Source organism: Tritonibacter aquimaris (assembly GCF_009617595.1).
Taxonomy (GTDB): domain Bacteria; phylum Pseudomonadota; class Alphaproteobacteria; order Rhodobacterales; family Rhodobacteraceae; genus Epibacterium; species Epibacterium aquimaris.
This window is the reverse complement of the sequence record NZ_WIXK01000004.1, coordinates 101,856-123,782: the sequence shown is the minus strand read 5'-3', so window position 1 is coordinate 123,782 and position 21,927 is coordinate 101,856. Positions and strand designations below refer to the sequence as shown.

At 54.8% G+C, this 21,927-nt stretch carries 21 protein-coding genes and 1 riboswitch; of the genes, 11 read left to right on the top strand and 10 right to left on the bottom strand.

What is annotated here, in order from left to right; translation table 11 throughout:
* The first annotated feature begins 2 nt into the window (after window positions 1-2).
* Window positions 3-1,751 carry a diflavin oxidoreductase gene (locus tag GG681_RS08920; protein ID WP_153547271.1) on the top strand — a complete coding sequence of 583 codons (1,749 nt, stop codon included), beginning with the start codon at window positions 3-5 and terminating at the stop codon, window positions 1,749-1,751.
* Window positions 1,752-1,764: 13 nt separating this feature from the next.
* Entirely contained in the window at window positions 1,765-2,721 is a 957-nt protein-coding gene (locus tag GG681_RS08915) for a hypothetical protein (protein WP_153547269.1), read from the top strand.
* 37 nt (window positions 2,722-2,758) lie between these two features.
* Here GG681_RS08915 and GG681_RS08910 read toward each other — a convergent pair whose 3' ends face one another.
* From GG681_RS08910 to GG681_RS08895, 4 genes are all read right to left on the bottom strand, one after another.
* Window positions 2,759-4,723 (bottom strand): ATP-binding protein, encoded by a 1,965-nt coding sequence (locus GG681_RS08910; protein ID WP_153547267.1) that lies wholly within the window; start codon window positions 4,721-4,723, stop codon window positions 2,759-2,761.
* Entirely contained in the window at window positions 4,708-5,562 is an 855-nt protein-coding gene (locus GG681_RS08905; RefSeq protein ID WP_153547265.1) for a phosphate/phosphite/phosphonate ABC transporter substrate-binding protein, read from the bottom strand. Before GG681_RS08905 ends, GG681_RS08910 begins: the two co-directional genes overlap by 16 nt.
* Window positions 5,559-6,092, bottom strand: coding sequence for a response regulator (locus GG681_RS08900; protein ID WP_153547263.1), 534 nt, complete (start codon window positions 6,090-6,092; stop codon window positions 5,559-5,561). The genes GG681_RS08905 and GG681_RS08900 overlap by 4 nt, the downstream gene beginning before the upstream one ends.
* A 170-nt stretch (window positions 6,093-6,262) precedes the next feature.
* On the bottom strand, window positions 6,263-6,610 hold the full coding sequence (locus GG681_RS08895; RefSeq protein ID WP_153547261.1) for a response regulator: 348 nt from the start codon (window positions 6,608-6,610) through the stop codon (window positions 6,263-6,265).
* A gap of 321 nt (window positions 6,611-6,931) precedes the next feature.
* On the opposite strand from GG681_RS08895, the gene GG681_RS08890 reads away from it, so the two are divergent.
* From GG681_RS08890 to GG681_RS08860, 7 genes are all read left to right on the top strand, one after another.
* Window positions 6,932-8,062 carry a CobW family GTP-binding protein gene (locus GG681_RS08890; protein ID WP_153547259.1) on the top strand — a complete coding sequence of 377 codons (1,131 nt, stop codon included), beginning with the start codon at window positions 6,932-6,934 and terminating at the stop codon, window positions 8,060-8,062.
* A gap of 57 nt (window positions 8,063-8,119) precedes the next feature.
* A riboswitch (cobalamin riboswitch) is annotated at window positions 8,120-8,336 on the top strand.
* A gap of 27 nt (window positions 8,337-8,363) precedes the next feature.
* Complete coding sequence (locus GG681_RS08885) at window positions 8,364-8,834, top strand: DUF1636 domain-containing protein (RefSeq protein ID WP_328593319.1); 471 nt, start codon at window positions 8,364-8,366, stop codon at window positions 8,832-8,834.
* A complete protein-coding gene (locus tag GG681_RS08880; protein WP_153547257.1) occupies window positions 8,831-9,619 on the top strand; it encodes an ABC transporter ATP-binding protein in 789 nt (262 codons plus the stop codon). The genes GG681_RS08885 and GG681_RS08880 overlap by 4 nt, the downstream gene beginning before the upstream one ends.
* Before the next feature lie 10 nt (window positions 9,620-9,629).
* A complete protein-coding gene (locus GG681_RS08875; protein WP_153547255.1) occupies window positions 9,630-10,565 on the top strand; it encodes an ABC transporter substrate-binding protein in 936 nt (311 codons plus the stop codon).
* Window positions 10,566-10,596: 31 nt separating this feature from the next.
* Window positions 10,597-11,643, top strand: a complete 1,047-nt coding sequence (locus tag GG681_RS08870; protein WP_153547253.1) for a FecCD family ABC transporter permease — start codon at window positions 10,597-10,599, stop codon at window positions 11,641-11,643.
* A gap of 119 nt (window positions 11,644-11,762) precedes the next feature.
* Window positions 11,763-11,987, top strand: a complete 225-nt coding sequence (locus GG681_RS08865; protein WP_153547251.1) for a hypothetical protein — start codon at window positions 11,763-11,765, stop codon at window positions 11,985-11,987.
* Complete coding sequence (locus GG681_RS08860; protein WP_153547249.1) at window positions 11,984-13,183, top strand: CobW family GTP-binding protein; 1,200 nt, start codon at window positions 11,984-11,986, stop codon at window positions 13,181-13,183. Before GG681_RS08865 ends, GG681_RS08860 begins: the two co-directional genes overlap by 4 nt.
* A 37-nt stretch (window positions 13,184-13,220) precedes the next feature.
* Here the strand turns inward: GG681_RS08860 and GG681_RS08855 are convergent, their stop codons facing one another.
* Complete coding sequence (locus GG681_RS08855; RefSeq protein WP_153547247.1) at window positions 13,221-14,237, bottom strand: arsenic resistance protein; 1,017 nt, start codon at window positions 14,235-14,237, stop codon at window positions 13,221-13,223.
* 236 nt (window positions 14,238-14,473) lie between these two features.
* Window positions 14,474-15,613, bottom strand: a complete 1,140-nt coding sequence (locus GG681_RS08850; RefSeq protein ID WP_153547245.1) for an NAD(P)/FAD-dependent oxidoreductase — start codon at window positions 15,611-15,613, stop codon at window positions 14,474-14,476.
* A gap of 158 nt (window positions 15,614-15,771) precedes the next feature.
* Here GG681_RS08850 and GG681_RS17765 point away from each other — a divergent pair, with 158 nt between their 5' ends.
* Complete coding sequence (locus GG681_RS17765) at window positions 15,772-16,239, top strand: hypothetical protein (protein ID WP_214645139.1); 468 nt, start codon at window positions 15,772-15,774, stop codon at window positions 16,237-16,239.
* A 32-nt stretch (window positions 16,240-16,271) separates the two neighbouring features.
* On the opposite strand, the gene lpdA is transcribed toward GG681_RS17765, so the two are convergent.
* The 4 genes from lpdA to GG681_RS08825 are packed head-to-tail and all read right to left on the bottom strand — an operon-like array spanning window position 16,272 to window position 21,182.
* Window positions 16,272-17,630 carry a dihydrolipoyl dehydrogenase gene (gene lpdA / locus GG681_RS08840; RefSeq protein WP_153547243.1) on the bottom strand — a complete coding sequence of 453 codons (1,359 nt, stop codon included), beginning with the start codon at window positions 17,628-17,630 and terminating at the stop codon, window positions 16,272-16,274.
* A complete protein-coding gene (locus tag GG681_RS08835; RefSeq protein WP_153547241.1) occupies window positions 17,631-18,926 on the bottom strand; it encodes a dihydrolipoamide acetyltransferase family protein in 1,296 nt (431 codons plus the stop codon).
* 4 nt (window positions 18,927-18,930) lie between these two features.
* Window positions 18,931-19,944, bottom strand: coding sequence for an alpha-ketoacid dehydrogenase subunit beta (locus tag GG681_RS08830; protein WP_153547239.1), 1,014 nt, complete (start codon window positions 19,942-19,944; stop codon window positions 18,931-18,933).
* Window positions 19,945-19,946: 2 nt separating this feature from the next.
* Window positions 19,947-21,182, bottom strand: a complete 1,236-nt coding sequence (locus GG681_RS08825) for a 3-methyl-2-oxobutanoate dehydrogenase (2-methylpropanoyl-transferring) subunit alpha (RefSeq protein ID WP_153547237.1) — start codon at window positions 21,180-21,182, stop codon at window positions 19,947-19,949.
* 252 nt (window positions 21,183-21,434) lie between these two features.
* Here GG681_RS08825 and GG681_RS08820 point away from each other — a divergent pair, with 252 nt between their 5' ends.
* The gene (locus GG681_RS08820; protein ID WP_328593318.1) at window positions 21,435-21,899 is read left to right on the top strand and encodes an Lrp/AsnC family transcriptional regulator; all 465 of its coding nucleotides are present in this window, start codon (window positions 21,435-21,437) and stop codon (window positions 21,897-21,899) included.
* The last annotated feature ends 28 nt before the right edge of the window (window positions 21,900-21,927 follow it).

Sequence of the window (21,927 nt, the reverse complement as noted above, 5' to 3'; positions counted from 1 at the left end):
GAATGAAAGTACCTTATATTCCTGAAGACGCACCTTTTTCTGGTGAGCAACGTTCATGGCTCGGCGGGTTTCTGGCTGGTCTGCATTCGCGCAAAGCGATGGGTGGTGGCGCGGCTGTTGCCTCCGCGGAAGCTCCTGTACAGGCAAAGCCGCTCGACATCCTGTTTGGCACCCAAACCGGCAATGCCGAAGAAATCGCCCATGAGGCAGCGGAGCTAGCCAAGAGCAAAGGGTTCACCCCACGTGTGGCGGAACTTGACGCCGTGGAAATGGACCAGCTCGCCGCGATGGAGAACCTGATTGTGGTGATTTCCACCTACGGCGAAGGTGAAATGCCCGACAATGCGGAACTGTTCTGGGAGGCGCTTTCTGCATCCACCGCGCCGCGCCTCGAGCAGCTTTCTTATGGTGTTCTTGCGCTGGGTGACACCAGCTACGAGCACTTCTGCCAGGCTGGAAAAGTCATCGACACCCGTCTGGAACAGCTGGGCGCCAAACGTCTGTCCGACCGGGTAGATTGCGACGTTGTTTTTGAAGAGGCCGCAATCAAATGGCTGCAAGGTACATTGCCGGATGCTGGCAATGTTGTCGCTGTTGCACCCGAAACCGTACCTGCGGAAAAACCTGCAAAATCAGCTTATTCGCGTAAGAACCCATATGTGGCGACGATGGTCGACAACCGCATCCTGTCTGGCGCGCAATCGGCCAAGGAAATCCGCCATTTGGCCTTTGATCTGGGTGAAAGCGGCCTGACCTATGAGGCTGGTGACGCGCTAAGCGTGATGCCGGTGAACGCCCCCGATCTGGTCGATGCGCTCCTCACACGTATTGGCACGGGCGCAGATACTGCCGTTTCGGGCCATGATGCATCGCTTGGTCAGCTGCTCAGCACCGGGTTTGAGATCATGACCCCATCGCGTGAGCTGATCCAAAAGCTCGAGCCACTGGCAAAAGACGATGAGTTCAGCCATGTAGTTGGTCATGGTGACAAAGAAGCGTTAGATGCGTTTTTGTGGGGCAAGGACACGCTGGATCTGCTGAACCTCAACCCCGATCTGGCGCTGGATCCTGCCGAATTTGTCAGCTGGCTGAAACCGCTGCAACACCGCGCCTATTCGATCTCTTCCAGCCCAAAGGCGCATCTTGGCGAAGTACATCTAACCGTTGCTGCTGTGCGTTGGACCTACAATCACCGCCCCCACCGTGGTGTTTGCTCTACCTTCTTGGCCGATCACGTGCCCAATGGTGCAAGCGCGGGGATCTTTATGTCTCCGAATAAAAGCTTCCGCGTGCCACAAGATGACAGCGTACCGATGATCATGGTTGGCCCCGGCACCGGTATCGCCCCCTTCCGTGCATTCCTGGAAGAGCGCCGCGAACGTGGGGCAACGGGCGCAAACTGGCTGTTCTTTGGGGATCAGCACCGCGAAAGCGATTTCATCTACGAGCAGGAAATCAGCGATATGAGCAGCTCTGGCCTGCTTAGCCGTCTGGATCTGGCCTTCTCTCGTGATCAGGCCGAGAAGATTTATGTGCAAAACCGTATGGTCGAAAATGGCAAAGACCTATACGCAATGCTCGAAAAAGGTGGCCATTTTTACGTCTGTGGTGATGCAACACGCATGGCAAAAGACGTTGACGCAGCCCTTCACTCCATCATCAAAACCCAGGGCGACATGGCTCCCGAGGCGGCAACCGAGTACATCAACCGCCTCAAACGCGACAAACGTTATGTGCGGGATGTCTATTGATTAGAGAGCCTTCATGCCTCGCACCTGCAAGGAGGGTAATTGCGTCTGCACATCCAATGCGCAATTGCCCGAAACCATCACGCAATTGCGTGAACTGACACAAGTAACCGATCTGGGACAGGACCTTGAAAGCCTGGCCCTGATCGGCACACAATTTGAAAATGCATTGGTCACCACGCGCAACAACAGCGCGCCGATCAGCGACACGGGTGGCTACGGCCCGCTGCAGACCAATGATATGCCTTTCCGTCTCAATCGGCGGCGCATTACCCTTCGCATCAATCGCAGTGTGAACCTTAACCTCGCGCGCAGTGCTGAGGACCGCGCACAGAATTTGCACGCTTCGCTCGTTGCGACCAACAGCCAAGGCACTGTGTTCCACCGCGTGCAATATGCCTCAGCCTATGACGTGCGCATTGCCAATGCATTGGCTTCGGATGAACATTGGAGGCCACAGACCGCAGTATTGGCGCCGATGGCTGATAATATCGTACCCTTGGCGGTCATTCGACAGGCGCGTGAGAACTGGGATACCGCAGATGCAGGCACCCATCTTAATGATCTATTGATTGATGGTGGCCAGCAGCGTCGCAAATGCCTGCCGTATATTGGCAAGGATCGTTGCTGGCGAGTGATCCCCAATGTGGTGGCAAGCTTTCTGTGTTTTCTCAGCGATCAAAAACGCAGCTTTACCCGGATGGTGCCTGCCCCCAGTCTGGTTCAGGCCCATGTGGGATCAGCAACTGATGTCTCAATGATCGGAGAGGTGTTTATGGCACGTTTTGGCCAATCGACGTTCTCGCTGAACTGCGCTGATATTGCAGAGGCTTGGGTCTCTGCCTGCAACCGTTACTGGCAGCTTGAACTTTTTGATGTGCACAAAAAAGCCATCGCCGTTCTTGCTGCGGACCCAATGAGCGAAACCGGAAGCCGGAACGATTTCCTTGCATCATTGCCGCGTGCAGCATGACAAAGGCCGGGGCATACGCTGCCCCGGCGGATTGATATTAGGCGGCTTCTGCCTCAGTGAGCGGCGGCAATTCTATGCTGAAACATGCCCCCTCGCTGTCATTGCAGGCTGAAATCTGTCCCCCCATTTCCTCGATCGTACCAAAACTGATCGACAGCCCCAGCCCGGTGCCTTTTCCTGGCTCTTTCGTGGTGAAAAATGGCTCAAACAGCTTGTCGAGGATGTCTTCGGGAATACCGCCACCACTGTCACGAACCTGAATGCAATGTCCGCGATCGGTGTCAAAGGTGGCATCCACGTGAATAACGCCCTTGCCTTCACCCTTGGCCTCAATGGCATCCCGCGCATTGCTGACAAGGTTGAGAAGCACCTGCTCAAAGATCACCTTCTCCCCCATTACCATCGCGCTTTCATCAGGGATATTCACTTTCAACCCGATATCGAGGGTCTGAAGCTGGGCCCGTGACAAGGTGCTCATCTCCTCAAGCGAAGCGCGAAGGTCAAATGGTTCTTTTACCCCATCCGCTTTACGGCCAAAAACCCGCATGTGGTTGATGATCTGAGAGGCACGCTCGGTCTGTTCTCCCATACGCTGCAGCTTGGTTTTGAAATACTCGGCGTCGAACTTGTCGCGTTCAATCCGTTTGACGCAGTTGGACGCAGCCATACGAATAACACCAAGTGGCTGGTTCAGCTCATGGGCAATGCCGGTGGCCATTTCACCCAATGTGGCCATTTTTGACGCCTGAATCAGCTGATGCTCTGAATGACGCAGCTGGGTAATATCTTGCGCAGATCGAACCACACCGATCCCATCCACGGCGGATTGCACGGTCAACAACACATGCTGACCACCTTGTTTAAGCTCCTGCGGGCTGCCGTTTTTACGCTGCAACTGCTCACGCACCCAGGTATCTCGATCCTCATCGATCCCCTGAAACGCTCCCATATCATGGCCTTTTTCCAAAAAGTCTTGCAGCGAAAACTGGTCTGGCAATTCAGCAAGGATCTCTGCGTTAAAGCTTTTGAAAGCTTCATTCAAAAAGAGCGCCATACCGTTTGTATCAAAGATCGACACCTGTTCGTCGAGTTGTCCAAATGCAGAGATCAAGCGCTGCTGTTCGATCCGGGCTTGTTCAACCGCTTGCATGGCCTCTTGGAACACAACCGTTGCCCGCGCCATGTCACCGATTTCATCGTCGCGTGCAACATCTGGCACGTCCACCAGATCTTTGCCGCGCGCAATATGGGTCATGCAGTGTACGATCACTTCGACACGTTCTTTTTTAGCCAGAAGCTCATTGCGCTGGTCCTGCAAAACTGCGCGATCCTGTGCCAGCGTCCGTGCCATTTCATTAAAACAACGAGCGGTATCAGCCAATTCATCCCGGCCGCTTACGCGGATCTGACAGCCAAGGTCGCCAGCTGTCACCGCGCGCGCGCCCTGACGCAGCCAATGCAGTTGCCGGGTCAGAATGGAGCCGAGACCATAGCCAAAGATCGCAACAAGCGACATGCCAATGAGCGCGACGATCACATTCAATCGAAACGCTTGGGCGATTTCTTGTTCAACAGATAGGGTTGATAGCCCCAGTTCAATCCAGCCGTAGGTCACGCCTTCGACAATAACAGGCAGATCAATGTCAATCAGGTGGTCCGAGGTTGCAGTTTCGTAAGAATAGTCACGCTGAAACGGCACGGCCAATGAGTCCGCCGCCCCCCCTTCTGATAGAACAATACCATCAGGGTTGCGAATGCGCAGATAGGTGAGTTCTTCGCTGGTTACTGCTGTTCCGATGGTGGCGTCCAATGTGGCGAGATCTGTCGCAATCACCGCATCTGCAACCGCATTTGAAAACACCCGCGCCGTCGCTTCGGCGCGCTGATAGAGCTGGGTGGTGGCCGAGCCACCCAGCGCAAATTGGTTGATCCCAATCAGGATGCCCATGATGGTAAGCTCAATCAGGGCGATCCCAAGAATTGTTTTTAATCGGAAGGACATACAGTATCCCCCGCTTGTGAAATTCCGGTGTCTTCGCGAGCCATCCCCAGCGACCGTACATCGTCCCAATCGGAATCCTGCGCCAATTCAAACCCAACCATTCCGATGCCGGAAACAAGATCTGGGCTTTCAGTGGCAATCTGCATGAAGGCTGCCTGAATGTTGTCGATCGTCTCGCTGCCGATATCGGCATGACCTGCAATGGCATGAGGCGTATAGCCCTGGGTTTCATAGATGATCTTCAGCTGCGCCTTGATCTCGGGGGCCACCGCATTAAAGGTGCGTGTCACCCCCCCCCCGGCGGGCATCAGACCAGCTGCGACGGCGCGGTAAACACTGTCATGAGATTTGACATAGGCAGGCTCAAACGCAACTGCCTGCTCGTTCAAGGTCGCACGGGTAAGGATGCTTGCTCCAAAAGCGCCCGGGGACGGGAACGCAACTGTTGATCCATTCAGCGCGCTGAGGTTTTCGATATCAGCATCCGCCCGAGCAACGATCACCCCTTTGAGCCGTTTTTTGGCCTGGCGCGCGATAGCACGATAGGCGCTTTCTTCGGCAAAGATCGCATAATGCATAGGGTTCATATAGGCGACATCATAGGCACCTTCGGCGAGGCAGGCCTCAAAGGTTGGGATGTCTTTCGCGGTCTGGAACCGGAATTCTACATCGGTGCGTTCGCTCAGCTCTTGTAGGAATGGCCCCCACATTTGTGCCAAACGGCTCGCGGATTGTTGTGGCACGATGCCAAACGTCAATACGCGTTTATCCTCGGCTGCAGCAGCACTTGCAAATGCAGCGACCGACAGGCTCAGAGCGGTTGATACAAGATAGTTCATGCCGCATCTCCTGCCTGATCATCGTCTTTCTTGGTGCCACGCTCATGCAACGCCTGGGCGGTTTGCTGTACCTTCTGCAGCAGGTTTTCATCCCGGTCCGGATTGTTGGTCACAGCTGCGCCACGCCCGGCAAAGGACTTGACCGAGTCAATCAGATCGTCCGGCACCAAAGGTTTGCTCAGAAAATCGACAGCGCCGATTTGTTCTGTGCCCTTGAACGCCCATGGATCACCACTGGAGAGGATAAAGGCGAGATCACGATCCGGGAAACGTGCTTTGGCACGAGAGACCAGCTGAAAACCGCTGGACGTGTCACCATCCGGATCCATAAAATGAACATCAGAGACAACAACACCAATGTAAGGATACCATTCCAGAACTTCGAGTGCCATGTCGACATCACCAGCGATGATGGAATTCCATCCTTCCAGCTCAATAATGTCCTGCAGTTCCTCGAGCGCCTCTTTGTCGTCATCAACCAAAAGAACAGTCAATTCAGAGTTGTAGTTTTCAGTCGTTGCTTCGGCCATTCACTCGCTCCTTTAAACTTTCTTCTCGTTCACAGAATGGACAACGTGTACCTGAGTACACAATCCGGAATTCGCCTCCATATCCGTAAGATCCAGCGCTCTCTATTCAAAAGGCTAGTCACGTATTTCTTTTGTTACGGGCTATTTTTAGATCATAGAAATCTAAAACATCACCGTTCGATTTCAGAAATTAATTCATCAATATCAAGAGGTTTGGCAAAACACGCACAGGCCCCCGATGCGGTTGCTTCCTCTCTGGAGCTTTCAGCACCATGCCCACTGACAACAATGATCTTGCCGGAAAACCCGCTCTCACCGAGTTTCTTAATAAGAACCAATCCACCTTGTTCCGGCATCTTTAGATCCGTAACAACAACATCAAAGCGCGTGTGGTGACATTGTTCCAGAGCTTCGCGCACGGAACCAGAAATTGAAACTTCATAATCTTCCAGTTCCAAGGATTCCTGCAATTCCTCGCGCAGTAAGGGTTCGTCATCTACAATCAATACACTTGTCATGGAGCCTCCGAAATTTTAAAAACCTTACCCCAATAAAGTTAATTGACTGAAAACAACCTATGGATGTTTTTGATATTTAAATTGATATCAAGCCCTGTCTCTATGCCCCGTTAGCGAACGATGCGTAAGCCAGCCAAACAGCTGTGGGTTGGGAGGACGTTGTTCACGACGAAGGGATGCGGTTTGAACCAGCTTGATAATGGTTATATTATAACATACTGATGGACCTACCTGCAGATTTGAGCCGCATGCCCTGACGTGGCAGGTTCAATGGCTGCAGGCCCGTTACATCTCGCGCAACCACTGACTGACAGAAACACAATGGCTGACACACGCATGCCGGTGACATTGCTCACTGGTTTTCTTGGCGCTGGTAAATCCACGCTACTGAACAAGATCATAGCTACGCCACAGACCGAAAGAATTGCAGTAATCGTCAATGAATTTGGCGAAGTCGGGCTGGATCACGATCTCATCGAAACCAGCGGCGAAGAAGTGCTGTTGATGTCTTCAGGCTGCATCTGCTGTTCCATTCGCGATGACCTGGCCCAGACGATCTCGGATCTTTTGGAACGACGTAAAGAAGGCGCGTTCGAGTTTGAACGCATTGTCATAGAAACCACCGGCCTTGCCGATCCAGCGCCGATCCAGCAGACTTTTCTTGTGGATCGCATCCTTGCGACCACAACCCGGCTAGATGGGATTGTCACACTGGTGGATGCCGCCAATGGGCAGGACACATTGGATGCGCAGTTTGAAGCGGTGTCGCAAGCCGCCACTGCGGATCTGTTGCTTTTGACCAAAGCGGAGTTGGTGAGTGGTGAAGAGCTTGCTTCGCTGCATAAACGGCTGGAAGGGTTGAACCCGACCGCCGACATACTGCGTGTTGATGATGCGGTAAGATCGCCGGAGCGGCTGTGGGGGCTTTCGGGCCTCAAACAGGACACAACGCCACAAAATGCGCTGGCCTGGATGTCGCGCGATGCAACGCCTGTGGCCACCTTTCCCCAGGTCACTGCGGATCCATTCTCAAATTTGTCTGGCCTCGCACGCGCTCAGCCGACCTCAACCTTTTCACCTCATGATGAACGTATCGCCACCGCCTCGATCATCTTGGACGCGCCGTTGGAGGATGCGATATTCGATCGTTGGCTTGATACGCTTGTGGCGCTCAAAGGGCGGGATCTGCTCCGGGTTAAAGGCATCGTGTTTCTTAAGGGAATTGAGACGCCGTTTGTCTTCCACGGTGTTCAGCATATCTTTGCCCCGCCTGTTGCGCTGCGCGGCTGGGACAAGGAAGACACTAAGACGCGTATTGTGGTGATCGCACGGGACATGACCGAAGCGGAGCTCAATCGCAGCCTTGATATGCTGCGCGCCAAACGCGCGATCAAACAGCCGCCGGTTTTTCCCGGTTGGAAAGATGTTGAAAGGCAGAACTGGCCAGAGTGAGTGTCGCCAAAGTTGCAATGGGAATTCATGTTCAACTTGACAGTTTCTCTAAGGCTTGGCACAGCAATAAATGATGGTTCCCGAAACGCAAAACGCTACTACGGGATGAAAAGGGAACACGGTGCGGCGTAGCCAAAAGGCACCAAATCCGTGACTGCCCCCGCAACTGTAAGCGAGGAGCGCTCTACCGCAACCACTGGCCCTGATGGGTTGGGAAGGAGTGGAGCGCCTTGATCCGCGAGTCAGGAGACCTGCCATCCAAATAGTTTGAAACCTAGGCGGGTGTCTGGGGGAAAGTGTGATGGATGCTGTTCGCGGCACCCTGTTTGGCTTTATTCCCCCATATCCGGCCTACTCTGCGGAGGGCAGAATGGTCACAAATACGCCGTGCAGAATTTCCGTCTGCACCAGCTGCAAGGATCGATCCGGCACCCGTCCGGGATATCAGCTGATCGAACGGCTGCAGTCAGAATTGGCGCGCAACGACATGCTGCAAAAGCAATTTCAGGTTGCGGGTGTCGCCTGCATGGCTGGCTGCAACAGCCCCTGCGCAGTTGGGTTTCATGGGCTTGGCAAAGCGACTTATTTGTTTGGCGATTTAACCCCGGCAGATGATGTCGACGACATTGTCACCTTTGCGCAGCAGTATTTGCATTTACACGATGGCTGGTGTTCATCCGTGGATCGGCCCGGAAAGCTGCGCAAATCAACACTCGCGCGCGTACCAGCGACCTTATTCACCGCGCCCCCTATTGCGGAGGCCTCAGAATGAACGCAGCGGAGCTTTCTGTTGAAAACATCAGCTGGGGGCGCGGGAAATCGCACCCGCTGATCGTGCAACCCACTTCGTTTCATGTAGGTGCCGGCCGCGTTCTTGGCGTTGTTGGGGCAAATGGCGCGGGCAAGACCACCCTGCTGCGGATGATCTATCGCTATGCGCAACCGCTGTCGGGGGCAATTCGCATCAACGGCGAAGACATTTGGGCCCTGCCCCCACGCCAAGTCGCGCGCAAGATTGCGGCCGTTTTACAAGAGCAAGCCGGTGATTTTGCCCTGTCGGTGCGCGATGTGGTGGCGCTGGGGCGTATTCCCCATCGGATTGGTATTGCCAGTGCTGGAAAAGGTTGCGACGCAGCCATTGACGCTGCCCTTGCGCGAATGGAGCTGACGCAATTTGCAAGCCGCGCCTTTGGAACACTGTCCGGTGGAGAACGCCAACGCTGCATGGTGGCGCGCGCCCTTGCGCAAGAGCCGCAGCTTTTGGTGCTGGACGAGCCTACAAACCATCTGGACATCCGCCACCAGCTTGAAGTGCTACAGCTGATCCGCGACTTAGACATGACAATCGTGACCTCGCTTCATAATCTCAACATGGCGACGGACATCTGTGATGACATCCTGCTGCTGCAACAAGGTCATACCGCAGGGTTTGGCCCTTCTGCCGACATTCTAACATCTGAACGCGTATCCGAAGCATTTGGCATCTTTGCCCAAGAAGAACAGCTCTCGGTCAGTGCCCGTTCCCATCTCACCTTTCACCTTTCTAATCCAAACTAGGACAACGAGTATGAAGTATACGATCTCTTTCCTTGCCCTGATGGCATCTTCAACCGCTGCATTGGCGACAACCACAGTGGACAGCTGCAACCGTCAGGTGACATTCGACGCGCCACCAAAAGCAGCTGTTTCAAATGATGTGAACCTTACCGAGATGATGCTGGTTCTGGGGCTTGCAGACCGCATGGTGGGCTACACCGGTATTTCTGGTTGGAAGACACTTGATGAGGAAATGCGCGCAGGTGTTGAGCAACTGCCAGAACTCAGCGCGAAATACCCATCCAAAGAAGTGCTTTTGGGCGCGGATGCGGATTTCTACTTTGCGGGCTGGAACTATGGCATGAAAGTGGGCGGCGAAGTCACGCCTGACACTCTCTCCCAGTTCGATATCAAAGTCTACGAGCTGACCGAGAGCTGCATCCACATTGGCGAGAAGCCCAAGGTGTCGATGGATGATATGTACAATGACATCGCCAACCTTGGTAAAATCTTTGACGTCGAAGACAAGGCCGCGGCACTGATCGATGGCTACAAGGCAGATCTGGCAAGCTTCACTGCAAACCTCGATAAAGGCGATGAGCCGCTGCGCGTATTTGTCTATGACAGCGGCGAAGAGACGCCGTTCACCGCAGGCCGATATGCCATGCCCACCGCACTTATCGAGGCTGCCGGTGGCAAAAACATCCTGGATGATTTTGAAAAAAGCTGGGCGAAAGTCACCTGGGAAGAGGTTGTTGAGCGCAACCCCGAAGTGGTTGTGATTGTGAACTACGGCAATGTCACTGCCGAAGAGAAGCGCGCGTTCATGATGAACAACCCAGCTTTTGCAGACATGGACGCGGTGAAAAACGATCGTTTTGTCACGCTGGAATACGTGGAAGCCACACCTGGTCCGCGCAACATCCAAGCGATCAAAAACCTTGCCTCTGCTTTTTGGGCAAAGTGATCAAATCCTCTGATCAAAGGTAGATAGTGAAATGACCGACGCCAGCCTTAGCCTTTCCAAATCGCCCCGCCGCATCCTGTGGGCTGTTTTGGGGGGCATCGCCCTGTTGGCGTCGGTCAGCCTTGCGATTTCGGTCGGGGCTGTATCGATCCCCGTCGCCACGGTCTGGGGGGTGCTGGTTGACCAGCTGTTCCCCGGAGCAATTGAGCCCAGCTGGTCCAAAGGTCGCGCGGCCATAGTCTGGGACATTCGTTTTCCTCGCGCGCTTTTGGCTGCCTTGGTCGGCGCGGGCCTTGCCCTAGTTGGGGCCTCGCTTCAGGCCGTGACGCGCAACCCCCTAGCAGACCCACATCTGCTAGGGATTTCTTCTGGTGCCGCATTTGGCGCTATTCTCGCGCTGCTGCATACGGGGCTGTTTCTTGGCCTTCTGACGGTGCCGCTTTTGGCATTTGTTGGCGCATTGACAGCAACCGTACTGGTGCTGACGCTTATGCGATTTACTTCTGCGACCAGTGCAGACCGTCTGGTTCTGGTCGGCGTTGCGGTGTCATTCATCGTGATGGCCTTGGCAAACCTGTTGATTTTCCTGGGAGATCCACGCGCAACCCATACGGTGGTGTTTTGGATGTTGGGCGGGCTTGGCCTCGCGCAGTGGTCGCATCTGATCTACCCGCTTGCAGTATTGCTGCCCTGTGGCATCTGGATCTGGCTGCGCAGCGCTGATCTGAACGCAATGACCATTGGTGATGAAACCGCCACCACAATGGGCATCCCAGTGAGACGTTTTCGCATTCAGATCTTTGTGCTGGGCGCATTGATCACCGGTACCATGGTGGCCTTTTCCGGCGTCATTGGTTTTGTTGGGTTGATGGTGCCCCATATTGTGCGTCTGTGTGTTGGCGGAGATTATCGGCGCGTTCTGCCTGTCTCGGCACTGTGTGGTGCCCTATTTCTGATCTGGGCCGACATCGCGGCACGCACGGTGATGGCACCAGAAGATATGCCGATTGGCATTATCACCGGGCTGATCGGTGGCACCTTCTTTGTCTGGCTCTTGAAGCGCGCTTCCAAAAGCTAACCGCTCCACCCGCGCCAGGGATCACTGCCACGGCAGCTTTGCCGTGGCATCGCAAAATACGTTATGTTATATCATCTCAAACACATCCCCGGACCGCCCCACAAAGAGATGAGCATACCATGGATTTCATGCCCACCACCTATGACGAATGGGAACATTGCATCAGCGTTAAATGCGGTATTCCGCTGACGGTGGATTACATCGCTGAGCGCATCGATGCGCTGCAGAATGCAAATGACTACACCACACAAAAGTTCATCGAACGCTGGGGACACGCACATCACGAGCAGACGCTTGGCTGGTTCCGCGAAGCGGCAACGCGCTTGGATGCGCTGCGGGCATGATCCCCATTACCATTCTCAACGGCTTCTTGGGCGCGGGTAAAACCACCCTGCTCCAGAACCTTTTGGTACAGGCGCGCGACCTATCCGATGTGCAGCTTGGTGTGATCGTCAATGAGATGAGCGAGCTGGACGTAGACGGCACGGTGCTCGACACGAGCGAAGTGATGTCACACAAAGATGCCCGCTTTGCCTCGATCCCGGCGGGCAGCATCAGCGGGCCAGAGGGACTCATACGGTTTGCCGAAGCCGTTGAGCAGCTCAAAAGCGCAGGTGCGAGCCATATCCTGATTGAAACCTCTGGCAGCACCCACCCCTGGCCCTTGCTTGAAGCGATCCGCACCCATAAATCGGTGCAGCTGCATGGGTTTCTGTCGGTGGTCGACACGCTGACACTGGCACAGGATCACGATCTGGGCCGCTCAATTGTGCCCAGGGCGTCGCAAAACCTTGCGGATGGCAAACGTGGGATTGAAAACCTGCTCGCGGAACAGGTGATGTTTGCAACCCGCATCCTGCTGAGCAAGATCGACCGCGTATCAAACGAGACTTTACAGTCTGTGGCGCAGGCCATTCACCCGATCAACACCGGGGCGGATATTCTTGGTATGCAATGGGGCAACATACGCCTTGATGCATTGCTGGCACTGCCCCCATATGATCACGACCGGGTTGCGATCCTTGGCGCAGAATTGGAAGACTGGGACCGCACCCACGGCACCACATCGATGTCTGGCCCCGATGACTATCGCATCGACAGTATCGTGATCTCTGACCCGCGCCCTTTCCATCCGCAGCGGTTGTGGGATGTCTATAATCACTATCTCGGAACCGGGATTTACCGCAGCAAAGGTTTTTTCTGGCTGCCCTCTCGGGATCGGCTGCAGCTGTTGTGGAACCAGACGGCAGGCAGCGTCGGCCTTGAGATTGTGAACTACTGGAAGATCGCAACGCTTGAGGACAACAGCCTTAACCTGTTGCCGGAAGAACGCAAAGAGATGCAGCGCAGGCTTCAGGATATGTCGCCGGATTTTGGCGACCGGCGCTGCCGTCTGACGGTGATCGGGGATCGCGACGGGCTTGAGACGTTTGCAGCGGCACTGCGAGAGTGCCTGTGCACGGATGATGAGATCGCGGCGTGGAAAGCGGGTCTGCCCTTTGACGATCCCTGGCCCAAGGCCACTGCTTCTTTGACCTAAGATGAATGACCGGCCCAGATGAGGCCGGTCATTTTATTTAGGCTGGTTCTGATTGTTGCTCACGCGCGTATTGCAGCAGCAGGGTTTGCTTCAACGCGGTGAGATGTGGGAATTCCACCAACATGCCAATCACAAGTGCAGCATAGACCAGTGGTTGATCAGGGATCGCAACAGCAGTCACAGCAAGCATCAGTGGCGCGTTGCGTGCAGCCGTGGTCATCGACAGGAGCGCACGTTGCGGGTGGCCCAATTTAAACAGGCGTGTAAGCCCCTCTCCCATGAAGAAAGTCGTGACAAAGAACACAAAGATCGCAACGAGGATCACCGCAAATGTGGAAATGTGATCCGCGATAATGCCTATGTTGCCCGCAAAAATCTGCAAGATCAGCACAGCCGTCACCAGTGAAATCGCCCAGCCCACGCCGGTTGAAAGCTTTTCGAACAGCGCGTCAGGCAGCGCAAAACCCAACACGGTGCGTATGATCTGCGCAACAACAAACGGCACCAGAAACCAATTGATCAGCACATCCGGAATGCTGGCAAAATCCACCACATCACTGTGACGCATGAACACCCAGAGCCATAGCGGATACAGCAGGAGCTGTGACACCATATTGATCGGCAACAAAGCCGCGCCCAACGCCGTGTCCCCGCGCGCCATCCGAGTAAACCCCAAGTACCAATCGGTGCATGGCGCCAAGAAATAGATCAGCAAGCCGGTATATAGAAGCGGCTGACCGGACATAAAGAGCGAGGCAATTACAAAACCAATTACAGGCACGATAACGAAGTTTGCCACCCAGGTGATGGAGATGAATTTCAGGTTGGCAAAGCCTTTGGCGAAATCTTTCAAACGAACTTCAAAAAACAACAATGCCAGCAACAGCAACAAGGTTGGGTCAATTCCCGAGGAAAGCGTTTCACCAAGATCCGGGCTTTTCAACCCAACGAACGATCCCAATACAATGGCTCCGATCAACAGCGCGGTTCCGCCAATGCCTTCTATCGGGCCAATGCCGTTTGGATCCGGCCGCGCCGCGTCCACAAATGCCATGATAGTGTCCTTCCATCAGTGTCCTTGCCCGAACGCCCAGGCGTGTGTACGACAGGCGGGGCGTCTTTGGCGGGTGACATATGGTTCCCGCACATTTTGGTTGCATGGCTGGTGCAGAGCAGATTTTGCACAGCAACAGCCAACGATGCGCGGGCCTATCCACACATCGCATTTCAGTCTTCAAAAAGGGTGGTGATCAGTTGCAGGTGCGCCTGGCTACGACGCTTTGCGACGCATCAGCACAAACATTTATCGTCCTCACAACAGCTTAGATTATCCAAATACATATTGTTGTTGCGATACAGCTCAAGCACCGAGGTATCCGCCCCCAGGCGCCCCGCAATAGCGCGTGCCACCACCGCAAACCGCTGGCGGAACTTGTAAATAAAGCAAAAGAGATAGCCGTTGTGTGACACCTCAGGCCCCACCAGAAACAAGCCCGGAAGTTCGGTGGATTCATCTTGGGTGGTCAGACGCGGCAAGCCCGCTTCGTCGTAGTCAAACCATTCTGAAACAGGTGCGGTTCCGCTGCCAAAGCCCGTGGCGAGAATTGGCGCGTTTGGAGTGCGCCAACTGCGGCCATCACAGGCCAATACATTAAAGCCTTCACCGTCACGCGAAATCGCAACGATATCCGCATCATCTTCCAAGGTGATGTTTCCCCGCGGCAGCGCTGCGCTCAAACGTTGATGCGTGAAGGGAGACAGGGCGCGACTGGGGTCTTTATTGTTGTCTTTCCAGGGCATGCCCGCGTCAAGAACCGTGGCGCGTTTGCCTGCATTGGACAGTCCGATCGCGGCGTCGATCCCGCTCTCATAGCCACCGATAATGCAAAAATCCTCACCCGGCAGATCCTCCCAGCGCCGCACAGACGCATAGTGCATACCGTGTTCGCCGCCGATCAGCCCCCCATCTGAGGGCGCCGCAAACTGCCCACAGGCCCAAATCACAAAATCCGCCCGAACCTCGCCATGGTTGGTATGGAGCAACATATAGTCAGCTTCGGTTTCAAGCGATTTGACCTGCAAACCACATTGCACGTTCAACCGAAAAGCATCTGCAGCCATATTGAGATATTTGGCATAGTCCGGCCCATCGGGATGTTCGCGTTTCAACGACCAACCGGGAGAGCTGTCAAAACTGATCGCGTTCAAATCGGTCATGCCAAACACATTGCCGGGAAACGATGGCGTCAGCAGACGGGTGCTGCTGGGCCATTTCCGAAAGCTCTCACCAACCTGACCGCGTTCGAGCACCCAGACATCGGGTATGGCCAGATCACGCAAAACCCGCGCAACGCCCAACCCCGCCGGACCAGCCCCAACAACCGCAACTGTGATATGATCGGGAACGCGACGATAATCAGGCGTGTCCATTAACTGATCCCCGCATGCATGTGTTTTGGGCGTCCAGCCAGAGCAGGTCTGATGAGCGATGTGTCATCAGAGCATAAGGCGCAGTGCAAAAACATTGGGTCAGTGTCCATTGGTAAGCTTTGTAATGTTATATCATAACATTTTAAGCGTGCAAGCCAGTGAAACGCCGAACTGTGCCTGTCTACGTACATTCAAAAATACCACGTGTTTTTGCCGACCAAAATCGATTTCAAATCGTCTCTGATCAGATGCGGTTCAGACTGCCTTCGCTGCTAACCATATCAACTGGTTACAACATTGGGTGCTGTTATGCGCCCAAGGATGTGAACGGTGTTTTCGTTGACATTTTCCGGCTGCGCCCCATGTTACGCTTCAATCATCAGGAGACGATCGCGGTGGAAGAGAAACGCAAAGACCTCACCTCGGAACAACAAAGACGACTGCTGCAAAAGTTGGTGGAGCGCCTAAGCCAGGAGCACCCAGATTTTTACTACCAATCAACCAGTGAGATCGCAGCGCAGCTTGAAAATTACATCCTGCAGAAAGACAAGCTTTCGTTTGATGATCGCACCCTGCTCGCCCCCTTAAGCAGATATGACATTCAGCTGCTGCTGAGGCTGAAATAAGAAAAGCCCACCTTTTTAGGTGGGCTCCGAGATCAAATGTGCAGCGCGTGGCCCAGGGCCTTGAGACAAGCTTCCTGCAACCCTTCTGATCGTGTTGGATGGGCGTGGATCGTGGCTCCGATATCCTCGAGGCAGGTGCCCATTTCAATTGCCAATGAAAATGCTGCTGACATTTCCGACATGCCCTCGCCCACCGCCTGAAGCCCAACAATCGCATTGTCGTCTTCACGATAAACCACACGAATAAAGCCATCTTCACGTTCACAGGTCATGGCGCGGCCATTGGCCATAAACGGAAAATCCACTGATTTCGTGCCGTCGATCTCACTGGGGAGCGCGCCACAGGTGACTATCTCAGGATCGGTAAAACAGACCGCTGGCATGGCCCTTTTGTCCCATTCCACCGCATGGCCAGCCACGTGTTCAGCAACCATTTCCCCCTGCGCCATAGCGCGGTGGGCCAGCATCGGCTCACCACAGACATCCCCAATCGCATAGATTCCACGCATGGAAGTCTGGCAGGCATTGTCGATCTTGATGAATGGCCCATCCATGGTGAGCGACAGCTCTTCCACACCGATCCCTTGCGTGCGCGGGCGGCGACCAACAGTGACCAGCACTTTTTCAGCCTGAACTGCGCCTTGATCGGTCATCAGTGCGCCGCCTTCATAGGCCTGCGCTTTGGCACCGGTCATGACCGTGACGCCCAGCGCATCCAGACGTTTGGCAACGGGCTGCGTTAACGCCTTGTCGTAGGTTGGCAGGATGCGTTCAGCCGCTTCTACAACGGTGACTTTCGCCCCCAGTTTTGCAAAGGCGGTCCCCAGTTCAAGCCCGATGTAGCCACCCCCAACAACAGCAAGCGTTTTGGGCACCCCGGTCAATTCCAGCGCCTCGGTCGAGGACATCACATCACCGCCAAAGGGCAGGAACGGCAGCTCCATCGGGGCAGACCCTGTGGCAATCACCACATGCTCAGCGCGGATCTGGATCTCTTGCCCGTCTTTGATCACGGAAATCGTTTTACCATCGATGAAACGCGCGCGCCCTTCGACAAACCGTGCCCCCGCTTTTTTCATCAGCGCCGACACACCACCATTCAGACGGGCAACGATCCCATCTTTCCATTCAATGGTCTTACCAAGATCAATCGAGGGCGCTGATGCGCTGATCCCCAGTGGGCCCGCATTCGCAGCCGAGATACGATAAAACTCCTCAGCCGCGTGGATCAGCGCCTTGGACGGGATACAGCCCACATTCAGACAGGTGCCGCCGGGTTTGGATTCATCCACAACAATCGTATCAACACCCAGCTGGCCCGCCCGAATGGCACAAACATATCCGCCAGGGCCCGCACCAATGATCAGCAATTTACATTTAAGGTCGGTCATTTAGCCCTCCACAAACAGCATGGCCGGAGTTTCCAGCAGGGTTTTGATTTTCTGCACAAACACGGCCGCATCCCAGCCATCGATCACCCGGTGATCAAAGGAGCAGGAAATATTCATCATCTTGCGCGGCTGGAATTGCTGCCCATCCCACACAGGGCGGATCTGCATCTTGTTCACGCCCACGATCGCAACCTCTGGATGGTTGATGATGGGCGTGGTCGCCAGTGCCCCAAGGGGGCCAAGTGATGTGATTGTGATGGTGCCGCCTTGCAGCTCATCAATTTTGATGCTGCCTTCACGTGCCGCCTCTGCCAAACGGGAAAGCTCGGACGCGTTGCCCCAAAGGCTGCCTGCTTCAGCATGGCGGATGACTGGCACATTCAAGCCGTTGGGCGTTTGTGTGGCAATCCCTACATGCACCCCACCGTGGCGGTGGATGATACCTGCTTCATCATCATAGCGGGCGTTGAGACCGGGCTGTTCACGGACGGCTTCAACAATTGCACGCATCAGGAACGGGATCAGCGTCAGCTTGGGCCGCTCACCTTTGTATTTGGTATTCAGCGCAGCACGCAGACTGTCGAGCGCCTCCATCTCCACCTCTTCGACGATAGTGATATGCGGGATCCGGCGTTTGGAGAGCTGCATCTTCTCCGCGATTTTGCGACGCATGCCAATGACACGCACCTCTTCTACGCCGGTATTGGCACCCCGTGTCACCTGCCCCTGCTGAATGCCGCCGGAAGCAATCCAATGGTTGAGGTCATCGTGACTGATGCGCCCTGCAGGGCCGGACCCCGGCACGTGGCGCAGGTCAATCCCTTCTTCGCGGGCACGCGCACGCACTGAGGGTGCCGCCAAAGGTTTGGTCCCTGCCGTGCGCTGAACCGGTGCCGCAGGTTTCGCGGCGGGTTCTGGCTTTGCGGCGGCCACAGGATCCGGAGAGGTCGTTTCTTCAGGCGCAGTTTTGGGAGGCTCAGTTTTGGGAGGTTCCGTTTTTGGAGCTTGCGTTTTCGCAGGTTCATCTGCCTTTGCTGCGTCCTCGTTGCCCTCACCTTCGACTTCAATACGAATGAGCACGGCGCCAACGGCCATAAGCTCACCAATTTCACCGCCAAGCTCTACCACGGTTCCATCAACAGAACAGGGCACTTCCACGGCGGCTTTATCGGTCATCACCACCGCAAGAACGTCGTCTTCTTTCACGACGTCACCGGGTTTGACGCTCCATTCTGTCAGCTCTGCCTCGGCGATACCTTCGCCGATATCGGGCAGACGAATTGCATGAATTCCCATTATTTTAGTCCTCCATGACTTTTTTCAATGCCGCACCGACGCGGGCTGGCCCGGGGAAATATTCCCACTCCTGTGCGTGCGGATATGGGGTGTCCCAACCGGTCACGCGGATCATGGGCGCTTCCAGATGGTAAAAGCAGCTTTCTTGGACAAGGCTCATCAGCTCTGCACCAAAACCACAGGTGCGGGTGGCCTCATGTACGATCACACAGCGGCCGGTTTTTTTGACAGAATCTGTGATTGTATCCAGATCAAGCGGCAGCAGCGTGCGCAGATCAATAACTTCAGCGTCAACGCCCGCCTCTTCGGCGGCAGCTTCGGCCACATACACCATCGTGCCATAGGCAAGCACGGTCACATCCGCGCCTTCACGCACCACATGGGCCTTGCCAAGCGGGATCGAGTTATCCCCAGCAGGCACATCGCCCAATTCATGTTTTTTCCATGAGGTCAGCGGCCTGTCGTGATGGCCGTCAAAGGGGCCATTGTACAGGCGCTTCGGCTCAAGGAAAATCACCGGATCCGGGTCCGCAATAGATGACAGCAACAGCCCCTTAGCGTCCGCCGGGTTGGAGGGAATGACCACTTTCAGTCCAGATACATGGGTAAAGATCGCCTCGGGGCTTTGGCTGTGGGTCTGCCCGCCAAAGATACCACCACCGGTGGGCATTCGGATCACCAAAGGACAGGTGAAATCGCCGTTGGAGCGATGACGCAGGCGCGCGGCCTCAGAGACGATCTGATCATAAGCCGGGTAAACATAGTCTGCGAACTGGATTTCGATCACCGGTTTCAAACCATAGGCCGCCATACCAATGGCAGCGCCGACAATGCCACTTTCGTTGATGGGCGCATCAAAGCAGCGGCTACTGCCGTATTTTTCCTGCAGCCCGGCCGTGCAGCGGAACACGCCGCCAAAAAAACCAACGTCTTCGCCAAAAACTACAACCTTGTCGTCGGCTTCCATTGCAACATCATGGGCGTCGCGGATGGCTTCAATCATTGTCATATTCGCCATGATCAATACCCCGCTTCCTGACGTTGCCGGATCAAATGTGACGGCATGGTTTCGTAGACCCCTTCAAACATGTCTCGCGGGCTGGGCGCTTTGCCGTCGCCCAATGTGCCCACGGATTCAGCCTGTTTTTGCACCGCAGTGACCTCTGCAAGGATCTCAGCCTCGGCCTGTGCGTGGCGTTCTTCGGACCACTCACCAATGGTGATGAGATGGGTTTTTAAACGCTCCAGCGGATCACCCAGCGGCCATGCTGCGGCTTCATCACCTGCGCGGTATGCAGAAGGATCATCAGATGTTGAATGGCCCCCGGCACGGTAGGTCACATGTTCGATCAGGGTTGGGCCAAGACCACGACGCGCACGTTCTGCCGCCCATTTGGCCACAGCATGCACCGCCAGATAGTCGTTTCCATCCACCCGGATTGAGGCAATGCCAAACCCATGGCCGCGCGCAGCAAAAGTACCAACCCCACCACGTGCAATGCCCTGAAAAGTGGAGATAGCCCATTGGTTGTTGACGATATTCATCACCACCGGCGCTTTGTAGGTCGAGGCAAAGACCATCGCGGCATGAAAATCATTCTCTGCGGTCGATCCGTCGCCAATCCACGCTGTTGCGATCTTGGTATCGCCAGAGATTGCCGACGCCATTGCCCAGCCAACGGATTGCACGAACTGGGTGCCAAGATTTCCTGAGATTGAAAAGAAACCGTGCTCTTTGGATGAATACATGATCGGCAGCTGACGGCCGTGCAGCGGATCATCCGCGTTTGAATAGATCTGGTTCATCATCGTCAGCATCGGATAATCATTTGCAATGAGCAGACCAGCCTGACGATAAGTCGGAAAATTCATATCCCCCGGTTCCAGTGCGCGGGCAAATGCACAGCTGACCGCCTCTTCACCAAGGTGCTGCATATAAAAGCTGGTTTTGCCTTGCCGCTGCGCAGTCAACATGCGCGCATCAAAGCTGCGCAGCGTCATCATGTGACGCAAGCCCTTGCGCAGCTCATCCGCACTTAGCGCGCCAGCCCACTCTCCAACAGCTGCGCCTTCTTTGTTCAAAACCCTGACAATAGAAAACGCCATATCGCGGATTTTATCAGGATCCACATCAATCGGAGGCCTAGGTACGGCCCCTGCCCGTGGAATTTCAAAATCAGAAAAATCTGGCGTGTCACCTGGACGGCACCCGGGCTCGGGCACGTTCAGAGACAGAGGTTCATAATCTTGGGTCATGCGTTTTCCTTGTGGCATGCGATAAAGCAGACACATGTGGCAGCGCTGAAAACCAAACTCTGACCCGTCCCAATCCCGCCTTTGAAAATCGCCAAAACAGCTGATCGGAACATCCTATGGATCAAGCCTCCCCCAGCTTCACCACATCCTCCTTGGCAACATGTTACCGTAGCGTCTTGGGTTGAAAAAATGCAATCAGACAGATATTCTGACCTAAATTAGCGGAAACCGCTACAGATTGGAGAAATCATAGTGCCAGTCACTATAGATCATATCGACAGAGAGATACTTCGAGCACTTGAGGAAGACAGCCGCATTTCGCTGGTACAGCTCTCAGACCGTATCGGACTTTCGGCAACACCATGCAAACGGCGGCTGGCGCGATTGCAAGACTCGGGTCTGATATCGAAATACTCGGTTGTGATTGATCGCAAGAGCGCGGGCTTTGGTGTCACCGCCTTTGTATCTGTGGAACTTGAGCGCCAAGATTCTGACAGTGTGACTGAGTTTCAAAGCAAGGTTGCATTGTTTGAAGAGGTGGTCACGGGCACGTTGATGACCGGGGCACATGATTTCCTGCTCGAAGTTGCTGTGGAAAGCCTCGAAGAATTTGAGACTTTCCTGCAAACAAAGCTGATGCGTCTGCCCGGTTTGCGGATTGTAAAATCGCGCTTTGCCTTGCGTAGGTTTGTTGATCGAAACCGCCTGCCCCGATAGCCCCCCTTTTGCGCCAATGCATCGTATT